Here is a 12,085-nt window from a genome sequence, read left to right as displayed (position 1 = left end):
TATTTTGGTACCGTCAACATTGGTAAGGGTTTTGGCATTTTTGGAACACCAGCCATTGGTGATAACGGCAGCGGTTTGGGTGTTGGCCTGATCGGTGGCCCGGATACAGATACAGCCACTGCAGGGCGTATTGGTAATGGTTATTTTTACGCGAACTTCACGCCTCGCGTGATGTACTCATCCAACAGTTTTGGTGGTTTGCAGTTTAAGGTAGGTTTGTTCAGTCCGTCAAAGCTGGGCGCTACAGAAACCGGAAGTGCCGATGCTGAATACAACATGCCCCGCATCGAAGCGAACGTTGTGTATTCTGCAGATAACTTCTCGCTGTGGTCGAGCGGCTTTACTCAAGATGTAGATTCCAAAACCGGCTCCTTTAACGACTACACCATGTCTGGTATCGACTTTGGTGGCTCAGTCTCGCTTGGCGATCTGGCTGTTCGTGGTAACTATTCCATGACTAAGGGTACAGGTAATGGTGTGTTTGCGGCACGCTTTGATGATAACGAAGAAGAAGCCAGCCAGTGGTACGTTGAGACAACGTATAAAATCAACAAGACCACCCTGGGCGTAAGCTACGGTGAGGGCGAAGATGACATCATAGCCGGCGACGGAGACGACACGGACCTGACCATGTTGTTCGCCCGCTACGCGGCTACTGATAACCTGACCCTGATGGCTGAGTACACTACTCTTGGCACAGGTGATGGCACCGGCGAATATGACGCCATCATCTTCGGCTCACAGCTAACGTTCTAATGCTGATGGTTTGAAGAAGGAAGGGTTCTCCTATTGGAACCCTTCAAAGAAGTGGAAAAAGACTGAGTGGGGTTCTCAGTCTTTTTTTTGCCTGATTTTTTATCTGAATTTCAGGCAAAAAAAACTCCGGACGGAACAATCCGGCCGGAGAAAAGTGCCTGAAAAAATACCAGGCACTGTGGTGGAGAAGGTTTACTGCTTTAAACGGTTGCTCTGTCTTTCAGGAAGCTGTCCAGCGCTTCAACTTCGCTATCTGAGGCGTAGAGCCCTTGCTTGGTTCGGCGCCAGAGAATGTCTTCGGAGGTCATGGCCCACTCGTTGTTGATCAGGTGCTCTACTTCTTTTTCATAGAGCGTGCCCACGAAGAGCTTGCCAAGATCGTCTACGCTAGCGCAGTTGTTCAGAATATCCCGCGACGTTGTACCGTAGGTGCGCACGTAGCGGCTGACCAGTTTTTCCGGCAACCAAGGGTAGGCCTCATCGAGTGAAGCGGCCAGGTTAATCTGGTTATCAAAGTCGCCACCCGGAAGCACGGCCGTTTTTGTCCAATGGCCCCGATTGTTTTTGAAGAAGTGGCAAATTTTGTCGGTGGCCGCTTCCGCCAGTTTGCGATACGTGGTGATTTTGCCACCAAACACCGAAATCAACGACGCTTTGTCTTTCTCTTCGCTGACTTCAAAGGTGTAGTCGCGGGAGGCCTTCTGTGCGTTCTCTTCTTCACCGTCCATCAGCGGACGCACGCCGGAATAAGACCAGACCACGTCAGATGGCTCCAGCTGACGCTCAAAGTACGAGTTCACAATTTTCAGCAAATAGATGGTTTCTTCCGGTGAAATTTTGGCTTCCTTCGGATTGCCCTCGTATTCAACGTCGGTGGTGCCAATCAGCGAGAAGTTATCTTCGTAGGGAATAACGAACACAATGCGATCGTCTTCGTTCTGAAGAATATAGGCTTCTTCTTCTTGGTTCAGGCGGGGCACAACAATGTGACTGCCTTTTACCATGCGGATCATTTTAGGCGCCGGCATCGACAGGCTTTCGCCAAACAATGAACTTACCCACGGGCCTGAAGCATTCACGATGCACTTCGCAGAAATTATCTGATCTACGTTTGTGTCGGTGTTGCGAAGGGTAATTTGCCATTCGTCACGACCGCGTTCTGCGTTTACGCACTTGGTGCGAGTCAAAATGGTGGCGCCGGATTGTTGAGCTTTTTTAGCGGTCAGTACTACCAGTCGTGCGTCGTCTACCCAGCCATCAGAATATTCAAAACCGCGGGTAATATCTGGTTTTAACGGACCGGTCTCATCAAAACGGATGGACTTGGAGCCGGGCAAAATTTCCCGCTTGGCTAAATGGTCATAAAGAAACAAACCTGCACGAATCATCCACGCCGGGCGTAAGTGCGACCGGTGTGGCAAACGAAAGCGCATGGGCCACATAATGTGAGGAGAATTGCGCAAAAGAGATTCGCGCTCGGCCAGTGCTTTTTGCACTAGGCGAAATTCATAGTGTTCTAAGTAACGCAGTCCGCCGTGAATAAGCTTGCTGCTGCTGGATGACGTCGCCGAAGCCAAATCATTCATTTCGCAAAGCAGTACTTTCAAACCGCGGCCGGCAGCGTCCATTGCGATGCCTGTACCATTTACACCGCCGCCAACTACGACGACGTCATAACGTTGGTGATCTACAGTCATTATCGGTCATCTCCTGATGCCATTGGAAAAGACGCTTTTTTGTTATGCGCACTTTTCAGAGTTCATACGCGCTACAAAACCTATTATGCGAAAGCGAGATATATTCGTAAAGGAAAAAATAGAAAAAAAGCGAAAATAAAAGAAAATGTGTATCCTCAAGCGAATTCTTAGACCAAAATCAAACTAAATGAAGAGTGACATCGTGCTCGATGAGCAGTCGAGAGATTTCCGGGGGCGGTGCTTGGTCAGTGAACACGTGATCGGCTTGGGTGATGTTACCTAACCGAACCATGGCGTTGCGGCCAAACTTGGAGTGGTCCGCTGCTAGTAAAATTTGACCGGAATTGGCAATAATTGCCTGAGCGACTCGAACTTCGCGGTAATCAAAATCCAGTAGCGAGCCGTCGTTGTGAATGCCGCTTATGCCGATAATGCCAAAATCCATCTTAAACTGATTGATAAAATCTCGGGTGGCTTCGCCTACAATGCCGCCATCGCGACTGCGCACTTCGCCACCGGCGATAATAACGTGAAAGTCGTCTTTGGCTGATAGAATAGAGGCGACATGCAGATTGTTGGTTACAATCTGTAAGTTGTTCTTTTCAAGCAAGGCTTTAGCAATGGTTTCGGTGGTGGTGCCAATGTTGATAAATACCGAGGAATTGTCGGGAATCAGCTTGACCATAGCTTCGGCGATGCGCTCTTTGGCCTCTAGGTCCATAATCTTGCGGGCCTGATAATCGGTGTTAACGGTGCTTGAGTCTATGCCCGCGCCGCCGTGATGGCGCCTTAGCTTTTTATGTTTGGCCAGTTCGTTCAAGTCCCGGCGAATGGTTTGCGGCGTTACTTTGAACTGGTCTACCAGCTGCTCGGTGGTTACAAACCCGTTGTGCTGGATCAGTTCCATAATCAAATCCTGCCGACGCCGCTGTGCCATTCAACACCCTCCACGTGGGGTTCTTTTTTTATGATTGTATGTTTTTTAGAAAATACTGTGAAACTATAGTCGTTTTCGATCTTTTATGCAGCCGTTAGAACCCAACAGACGTGTGCAGAGTTCGGATATAGGCGAAACTTCTTGGCATTCATGTTCAAAAAAGTAAAAATGCGAACAAATAAGAAAACGAGGCCTACAAAAAATGAGTCAATACATACTTTCCATAGATCAGGGAACCACCAGTTCTCGCGCCATTCTTTTTGATTTGCACGGCAATATTCATGCGGTACGGCAGCAGGAGTTCCCCCAGCATTTTCCTGACAGTGGCTGGGTAGAGCACAAGCCGGCAGACATTTGGTCAACAGTGCAAAGCACCTGCGACGAAGTGATGGCAGAAGAGTTCGGTGCAGATGACGAAGTAATCGCGGTGGGCATTGCCAATCAGCGTGAGACCACCATCATATGGGATCGGAAAACCGGCGAGCCGGTTTATAACGCAATTGTCTGGCAGGATCGGCGAACTGCCGCTTATTGCAAAACAATGAAGTCGTCCAGCCACGAACCCGCAGTGCATAGTAAAACTGGACTGTTAATAGACCCTTATTTTTCCGCTACAAAAATCCGTTGGATCTTGGAAAATGTTCCAGGCACGCGAGAGCGGGCGGAACGTGGTGAGCTGGCCTTTGGAACCGTTGACAGTTTTCTGTTGTGGAAGCTGACAGGGGGCCAGGTACACCGCACCGACGCTACCAACGCCAGTCGCACGTTGTTGTTCAATATTCATACCCAGCAGTGGGATGAAGAGCTACTGAAATTATTCGACGTTCCCGCGTCCTTATTGCCTGAGGTGATGGACTCGTCAGATGATTTTGGCAAAATCACGGAAGGCGGTGCGCTGAACGGCGTGTCTGTTTTAGGTGTTGCCGGCGACCAGCAGGCGGCGTTGTTCGGCCAGACCTGTTTCAAGGTTGGTATGGCGAAGAGCACCTACGGTACCGGTTGTTTTCTCATGCTCAATACCGGCGACAAAGCGTTGCAATCCGAGCACCGTTTGCTAACAACGGTCGCCTATCGTTTGAATGGTAAGCCGACCTATGCGATAGAGGGCAGTATCTTTATTGCCGGGGCAACGATTCAGTGGCTGCGTGATGGTTTGCAATTGATTAATAACGCCAGCGAGGCTGAACCACTGGCGCAATGCACGCCGGTAGACCACGGTGTTTATCTGGTGCCGGCGTTTACCGGGCTGGGTGCACCTTATTGGGATCCTGACGCCCGAGGCGCCATTTTTGGCCTGACCCGCGACACTGGTATCAAGGAAATCGTGACCGCCGGGTTGCAATCGGTGTGCTATCAGACCAAAGATCTGCAGAAAGCCATGGAGAAAGACGGCATTCGTCCGATTACCCTGCGGGTAGATGGTGGCATGGTCAAAAACAACTGGGTTATGCAGTTTTTGGCTGATATCCTGGGGGCCACTGTTGATCGGCCTTCGTTGGTGGAAACCACAGCTCTAGGCGTAGCCTATTTAGCGGGTTTAAAAGCTGGCGTTTACGGTTCGCTGGAAGAGCTTGCCGATTTATGGCGCTGCGATCGCCGCTTTGAACCAGTAATGTCAAAGGCAGATCGCGACCGGTTGTACGCCGGCTGGATTCAGGCGGTGCACAAGCTTTAAACGAAGCGAACGTTATGAACTTGGGTTGCGCACTAGCGCATCCCCAGTTCCCGCAGGCGCTTGTAGAGTGTGTTGCGGCTGATTGATAGCTCCCGCGCTGCGCTGGAAATGTTGCCCATGCATTTTTGATAGACCTGCAGTGTGTGAGCAAGGGGTTCTGGCGCGGCTTTTTTCAGTTTGCCAAACGTGGCCTCCGAGCCGCTCTCGCCGGCGGCAGCGTTAATTACGTCTGACAGGTTGCCGGTAGCGGTGGCATCAAGCTGTGCCAAAAAATCGGTTGGCAGATGCCATATCTGGAGATCTTCGCCGTCGGCAATGGCAACTGCTACTCTGATCACATTGACCAGTTGGCGGATATTGCCGGGCCACGGGTGATTGGTCAGTGCTGCCAGAATCCGGGGCGATAGTGCCTCGCTTTGCACTGGGTCGCGGTATTGGCTGTAAATATGCTGCACCAGTTTGTGTTTGTCTGTGCGATCACGCAGTGCGGGCAGTTCGACACACAATCCGTTGATGCGATAGTAAAGGTCTGCGCGTAATTGCCCTGACTCAACGTGCAAGGCCGGTGCACGGTTTGTAGCTGTGATCAGCAGAATATCTACCGCAATACTGTCGGTGGCGCCAACCGGTGTTACCACTCGCTCCTGAAGTACCCGCAATAACCTGGATTGTGCCGATAATGGCATTTCGCCAATTTCATCCAGAAACAAAATGCCTTTGTGAGCTTTACGAATGAACCCCAACGAACCTTGCGCCCGTGCTCCGGTAAAGGCGCCGGCTTCGTAGCCGAACAGTTCCGATTCCACCAGCTCCGGCGGGATAGCCGCGCAATTAACGGCAACCAAAGCCTGCTCTTTGCGCTGTGTGGCCTGATGCAGGGCCTTAACCAGCACCTCTTTGCCAACCCCGGTTTCCCCGGTAATCAGCACTGGCACGCCGCGCTCCAGCACTTTCAGGCTTTGTTCGGCGCAGCGGCGAACGGTTGCGTCGCCGTATTCGAGGGCTGAAAAATCGGCGCTGTGCGTCTGTGTCGCCTTGGTTTGTCGTGTTATTACTAAAGGATCCTCGTCGAGCGGCCGTACCTGAGCGACAGTGGGCCGTTGGATCTTCGCACTCAAGCGCACCCTATTTTTAGTGCTGAGCTGCAATGCAGATTGCGGTGGGTGCCCAAGAATGTGATTGCGATGGGTAGTGAACAGGTCGTCCAGCCGATCCCCAACGGTCGTTTTACTCAACAGTTGGTCAGCACGTTGATTGCTGGCCACGATACGCCCCAAGTCATCACAAATAAGTATACCGGACCAGGGGCTGTCGAAGTTGTCTGCAGTGGTACTGAGCGTCAGCATGAAATGGTCGCGCTCGAATTGACGCTTTAGCAGGCGGTTGTCTACCGACTGTGCCAGTAAACGAACCATGCCCAGAGTATGAGCTTGGGGCAGGTAGGCGTCACTGAACACACTGAGCACGCCCACCAATTGCTTGTGTGCGTCAAAGATAGGCGCGGCAGAACCAATCATGCTGCGATTGAGTTTTAGAAAGTGTTCGTTACGCTGAATCTGCACCGCTTTGTTAGCAGCAATCGCAGTGCCTATGGCGTTTGTACCACAGCGCTCTTCCCGCCAGTTTGAGCCTTGCTGGAACCAAGGTTTTAACTGTGCCTCGGTAATGCGTTCGTCACCCCAGCTTCTTAGCACCGTTGCGTGCCGGTTTGCCAGCAAAATAAGGCAGCGACTGCTGGAAAGTACATTTCGATAGTAGGGCAACACTTCGGCTTCGGTACTGGTGAGTAGTTCGTGGTATTGGCGTTCCAGCTCTTCTACCTGTGCCGCACCCGGTGCCGGTGGTGTGGGTTCGAAGTCGTGATCAAGGCCCCAAGCGATGCAGCGATCCCACGATTGCTCGACTAGGCTGCGTCCATTTTCGTGTTCGGTATTTTTCATTAAGCCGCATCTCTGTGTTCGTTTTAGCGTTATTTGATGCCGATGTGCGAGGCGAATTGTTCATTGATACACTGAATACTGTTCAATAATCTGTGTAAATTGTGTTTAGGTCAATGTTCAATTTGAACAAAGTAGTGTTAAACGAACACGATATCTTTCGATTCAGAAAGGCCAAGCATAAAAAAAATCTATATAAATCAACTATATAAGTATTTTTACGTAGATTTGCAAAAAACTGGTATAGCCTTTGCGTTGTCTAATTCGCAATCAAAAGACCGGGCGCGATCATTTGCCCAGATGTGATTCCACAAGAACAAGAAGGAATAGATATGTCCTTAACTCTGGAGAACCTCTCTCATAGGGTCGACGGTGTCGACTATATACGGGATGCCAATCTCACCTTTCAGGCCGGCTCTTTCAATGTGCTGCTGGGTCGAACGCTCTCGGGCAAAACCTCGATGATGCGCTTGATGGCCGGACTTGACACACCAACTGAAGGCCGGTTGATCTTCAACGGCCAAGATGTAACCGGACAGAGCGTGCAAGCCCGGAATGTCTCGATGATTTATCAGCAGTTCATCAACTACCCAGGCATATCGGTGTATGAAAACATCGCCTCGCCTTTGCGTTTGGCCAAGATGACGGATTCTGAAATTGACCGCCGGGTAAAAGAAACCGCGGCCATGCTGCAAATTAGCCCCCTTTTGAAGCGTTATCCCCTCGAGCTTTCTGGCGGCCAGCAGCAGCGAACAGCGATGGCGCGGGCGTTGGTTAAAGACGCCACATTGGTGCTGTTCGATGAACCCCTAGTGAACCTTGATTATAAACTACGGGAAGAGCTGCGGGCCGAACTGCGTGACCTGTTCCGTGAACGCCAGTGCATTGCGGTATACGCCACCACGGAAGCCAACGAAGCTTTGGCGTTGGGCGGCACAACCACGCTGTTGCATGAAGGCAGTGTGATTCAGAACGGTCCGGTTATGGATGTGTACCGGTCACCGGTAAACACCTTGGCTGCGCAGCTGTTCAGTGAACCGCCGATGAATATGATCCGCGGACGCGTAACAGAAACCGAAGTAACATTTGACGAATACTCTCATCACGCTTTGACTCAGGAATTGTCCAAACTTGCGCCAGGAGATTACTGGTTCGGGGTTCGCCCTAGCCATATTGCTCTGGTGCCGGCCAACGACGATGACCTTGAAATGTCGATGGAAGTAGCCCTAAGCGAAATCAGCGGTTCGGAAACGTTTATACACATCGAAAACAGCCATTTCGAAATGGTGATGCAGCTGATGGGTGTGCACCAGTACCACACCGGTGCCCCGGTTAAGGTTTACTTGCCCATCAACAAACTGTTCGTGTTCGATAGCGCCGAAAAGTTGGTGCACACACCATCGCGAATGTCAGGAGGGGCTGCCTAATGGCTGAAATTAAATTGAAATCACTGGCTCACAGTTACAGCGAAACGCCTGGAGGGCCAGAAGACTATGCGATTCGTCATCTCGATCACGTTTGGCATGAAGGCGGGGCTTACGCTTTACTAGGGCCATCTGGTTGTGGCAAAAGCACCATGCTGAATATCATTTCCGGTCTGGTTCAGCCCTCTGAAGGTGAAGTGCTGTTTGACGGTAAGCGGGTCAACGAGCTGTCGCCGCGGGATCGTAACATCGCCCAAGTGTTCCAGTTTCCGGTTGTTTACGACTCCATGACCGTGTTTGACAACCTGGCATTTCCGTTAAAGAACAACAAAATACCGAAGTCACGCATCAAGGCGCGGGTGCAAGAAATTGCCGAAGTGCTGGAAATTGAAGACAAGCTGTACAAGAAGGCTAAAAACCTGACCGCCGACGAAAAGCAGAAAGTGTCCATGGGGCGCGGTCTGGTGCGGGAAGACGTGTCGGCCATTCTGTTTGATGAACCGCTCACGGTGATTGACCCCCAGTTGAAGTGGAAACTGCGGCGTAAACTAAAGCAGATTCACGAGCAGTTCGATATCACCATGGTGTACGTGACCCACGACCAGCTGGAAGCGTCTACATTTGCCGACAAGATTGCGGTGATGTACGGCGGTCAGATTGTTCAGTTCGGTACGCCCACCGAGTTGTTCGAGCAGCCCAACCATACCTTTGTTGGTTATTTTATTGGCAGCCCGGGCATGAACCTGGTTGAAGTAGAGCGCAGCGCCGCAGGGGTTCGTTTCAGGTCTACTCAGGTGGACCTGGCGCCGTGGCAGGTCGAGCTGTTGAAACGCCTCACATCCAAAAACATCAAAATCGGGATCCGTCCGGAATTTATCGAGTTGTCTCCGACTGCCTCGGACGACACCTACGAGGCCGAAATCTTGGATATGGAAGACCTCGGTACTTACAAAGTTGTCACCGTGCGGCTGGATCAGCAGGAGATGAAAGTGCGGATGAACGAAGAGTTTGAGGGTGCCATTGGCAGCCGCACGTACCTTTCGTTCCCGCAACAGTGGCTGAAGCTGTATGTCGATGAATTCCTGGTACAGGAGCAACAATAATGCAAAAAATCCATAATAATCGCGCCTGGTGGCTGGTGTTGCCGGTATTTTTGCTGGTCGCTTTTTCAGCGTTGATTCCGTTGATGACCGTTGTCAACTATTCAGTGCAGGATATTTTTGGCCCGGGGCAGGCGTTTTTCGTCGGCACCGAGTGGTTTAAAGAGGTGCTGGGTGACGAGCGCTTGCAGGATTCCCTCATTCGCCAGTTCATGTTTTCCGGCGCTGTGCTGCTGATTCAGATCCCTTTGGGTATCGGCGTTGCGCTGATGATGCCGAAGTCTGGCATTAAAGGTTCCTTGTGTTTGATTTTGATCGCAATTCCGCTGCTGATTCCCTGGAACGTGGTCGGCACCATCTGGCAGGTCTTCGCCCGTGGCGACATTGGCTTGTTTGGTTGGGGTCTTAACGAGCTCGGCTTTGACTACAACTACACCGGCAACACCGTTGATGCCTGGTTAACGGTTCTGTTGATGGACGTATGGCACTGGACGCCGCTGGTAGCGCTGCTTTGCTATTCGGGCCTGCGCGCCATCCCGGAGGCCTTTTATCAAGCAGCTGAAATTGACCGTGCTTCTAAATGGGCAGTGTTCCGTTACATCCAGCTGCCACGGTTGAAAAGCGTGTTGATCATAGCGGTGCTGTTGCGCTTTATGGACAGCTTTATGATTTATACCGAGCCGTTTGTATTGACCGGCGGCGGGCCTGGTAGCTCGACCACTTTCTTGAGCCAAACATTGACCACCATGGCCATCGGACAGTTCGACCTGGGGCGCGCATCTGCTTTCTCGCTGATCTACTTCCTGATTGTGCTGTTGATTTCGTGGCTGTTTTTTACCGCCATCACTCAAGATGACAAAGAAAAATAAGGAGAGTGAGATGAAACAAAGTCGTTTCAAAAACGTAGGGATCACCCTTTTTATAGCGTTTGTACTAACTCCGGTTTACTGGTTGTTGAACATGTCGTTCAAAACAAACCAGGAAATTCTGGGCGGCCTTACGCTTTTTCCAAGAACGTTCACCCTTGACAATTATGCGGTCATTTTTAGTGATCCTAGTTGGTACAACGGTTATCTGAACTCGATGACGTATGTGGCCATGAACGTGGTCATCACGTTGCTGGTGGCGCTGCCGGCGGCTTACGCCTTCAGCCGCTACAAGTTCCTGGGCGACAAGCATCTGTTTTTCTGGCTGTTGAGCAACCGGATGGCGCCGCCGGCGGTATTTTTGTTGCCATTCTTTCAGCTGTACTCGTCAATTGGTCTGTTTGATACACACATTGCCGTTGCACTGGCGCACTGTTTGTTCACCGTACCTCTGGCGGTGTGGATTCTGGAAGGTTTTATGAAAGGTGTACCCCGTGAATACGACGAGATGGCCTTTATTGACGGTTACAGCTTTCCACGGTTCTTTATCAAAGTGTTCCTGCCGATGATTCGTTCTGGCATCGGCGTAACCGCATTCTTTACCTTTATGTTTTCGTGGGTAGAACTGTTGCTTGCCCGTACTCTGACATCTGTGGACGCTCAGCCTATTGGCGCCATTATGACGCGGACCATAGGAGCCAGCGGTATTGACTGGGGTGTGCTGTCGGCAGCAGGTGCTCTGACGATTATTCCCGGCATATTGGTGATTTGGTTTGTTCGTAACCATGTGGCCAAAGGCTTCGCTCTCGGGCGCGTATAAGGAGAACACTGATGATTGACTGGATGAACTGGACCCCCACGGTGGTAATCTTTTTTGCGGTGATCGCTTCGATTCTCGCGGTTATGACCGTTTACGAAATTGTTTCGCCCTGTCGTGAGCGCAAAGGATTTCTGCCTATCGAAACCACTCGCGGCGATCGGTTGTTTATTAGCTTGCTGTCGACCGCTTACATTCATCTGACTTTTCTTGCGGTCAGCGATGTAAGCTTGTGGGTCGCGTTGGCGGTGTCTGTGGCTTGGGCGGCGGTGTTGTTACGCTGGGGCTAATGAGACGAGAGCGTGACGTGATGTGATGTGAAATAGTGAAAATTGTTGGCCAAAAAGGTTGTAAAGAATTCGGAAACGAACTAACTTTGAGTTAATGATCGAAAACGATCATTAAGCTGTTCTCGAATACAACGTTTAATGACTCGAGTGCTGTAAGTGATGTTGATGTAAAATCGGAGCGCGGACTGGTCCCGCTCCATCCATAAAAAGTAAATGAGGTTGGGTATGTTCAAAAATAACAAACATCCTAAAACTCTTATACTCAGTGTCGCTATCGCCGCTGCCAGTATGAGTTTGAGCCTGCAAGCCTACGCCGATCAATATTCGGACGCAGCTGAAAAGTGGGTAAGTGAGTCATTCAAGAAGTCGACTCTCAGCAAAGAAGAGCAGATGAAGGAAATGGCTTGGTTTACCCAGGCTGCGGAAGAGTTCCGCGGAATGGAAATCAACGTAGTTTCAGAAACCCTGGCCACTCACGAGTATGAATCCAACGTTCTGGCTAAAGCATTCTTCGAAATTACCGGTATCAAACTGAACCATAGCCTGATCCAGGAAGGCGACGTCATCGAGAAGCTACAGACCCAGA

General features: G+C 50.8%; 10 protein-coding genes and 1 pseudogene. 8 read left to right on the top strand and 3 right to left on the bottom strand.

What is annotated here, in order from left to right; genetic code table 11:
• On the top strand, positions 1-756 hold a 756-nt coding region (locus MELB17_RS22375), incomplete at its 5' end, for a porin (RefSeq protein ID WP_007352634.1).
• Between the two features lie 200 nt (positions 757-956).
• On the opposite strand, the gene glpD is transcribed toward MELB17_RS22375, so the two are convergent.
• Together glpD and MELB17_RS22365 are read right to left on the bottom strand one after the other, a co-directional pair.
• Positions 957-2,453: a glycerol-3-phosphate dehydrogenase gene (gene glpD / locus MELB17_RS22370; protein WP_007352633.1), complete on the bottom strand. Its 1,497-nt coding sequence runs from the start codon at positions 2,451-2,453 to the stop codon at positions 957-959.
• A gap of 178 nt (positions 2,454-2,631) precedes the next feature.
• Positions 2,632-3,390: a DeoR/GlpR family transcriptional regulator gene (locus MELB17_RS22365; RefSeq protein ID WP_007352632.1), complete on the bottom strand. Its 759-nt coding sequence runs from the start codon at positions 3,388-3,390 to the stop codon at positions 2,632-2,634.
• 202 nt (positions 3,391-3,592) lie between these two features.
• Between MELB17_RS22365 and glpK the strand changes: the two genes are divergently transcribed.
• Positions 3,593-5,065 (top strand): glycerol kinase GlpK, encoded by a 1,473-nt coding sequence (gene glpK, locus MELB17_RS22360; protein ID WP_007352631.1) that lies wholly within the window; start codon positions 3,593-3,595, stop codon positions 5,063-5,065.
• Positions 5,066-5,097: 32 nt separating this feature from the next.
• Here glpK and MELB17_RS22355 read toward each other — a convergent pair whose 3' ends face one another.
• On the bottom strand, positions 5,098-7,005 hold the full coding sequence (locus MELB17_RS22355) for a sigma-54-dependent Fis family transcriptional regulator (RefSeq protein WP_007352630.1): 1,908 nt from the start codon (positions 7,003-7,005) through the stop codon (positions 5,098-5,100).
• Between the two features lie 329 nt (positions 7,006-7,334).
• Here MELB17_RS22355 and MELB17_RS22350 point away from each other — a divergent pair, with 329 nt between their 5' ends.
• The 6 genes and pseudogenes from MELB17_RS22350 to MELB17_RS22325 all read left to right on the top strand — a co-directional run.
• Positions 7,335-8,429, top strand: coding sequence for an ABC transporter ATP-binding protein (locus MELB17_RS22350; protein WP_007352629.1), 1,095 nt, complete (start codon positions 7,335-7,337; stop codon positions 8,427-8,429).
• Positions 8,429-9,529 carry an ABC transporter ATP-binding protein gene (locus MELB17_RS22345; RefSeq protein WP_007352628.1) on the top strand — a complete coding sequence of 367 codons (1,101 nt, stop codon included), beginning with the start codon at positions 8,429-8,431 and terminating at the stop codon, positions 9,527-9,529. Before MELB17_RS22350 ends, MELB17_RS22345 begins: the two co-directional genes overlap by 1 nt.
• Positions 9,529-10,395: a carbohydrate ABC transporter permease gene (locus tag MELB17_RS22340; RefSeq protein ID WP_007352627.1), complete on the top strand. Its 867-nt coding sequence runs from the start codon at positions 9,529-9,531 to the stop codon at positions 10,393-10,395. Before MELB17_RS22345 ends, MELB17_RS22340 begins: the two co-directional genes overlap by 1 nt.
• A 10-nt stretch (positions 10,396-10,405) precedes the next feature.
• The gene (locus tag MELB17_RS22335; RefSeq protein WP_007352626.1) at positions 10,406-11,212 is read left to right on the top strand and encodes a carbohydrate ABC transporter permease; all 807 of its coding nucleotides are present in this window, start codon (positions 10,406-10,408) and stop codon (positions 11,210-11,212) included.
• Positions 11,213-11,223: 11 nt separating this feature from the next.
• Entirely contained in the window at positions 11,224-11,499 is a 276-nt protein-coding gene (locus MELB17_RS22330) for a DUF2160 domain-containing protein (protein ID WP_007352625.1), read from the top strand.
• Between the two features lie 225 nt (positions 11,500-11,724).
• Positions 11,725-12,085, top strand: a pseudogene (locus MELB17_RS22325) (carbohydrate ABC transporter substrate-binding protein); the annotation flags it as partial.

Source organism: Marinobacter sp. ELB17, from assembly GCF_000169375.1.
In the GTDB taxonomy this organism is placed as follows: Bacteria; Pseudomonadota; Gammaproteobacteria; order Pseudomonadales; family Oleiphilaceae; genus Marinobacter.
This window is presented reverse-complemented; position numbering and strand designations above follow the sequence as displayed.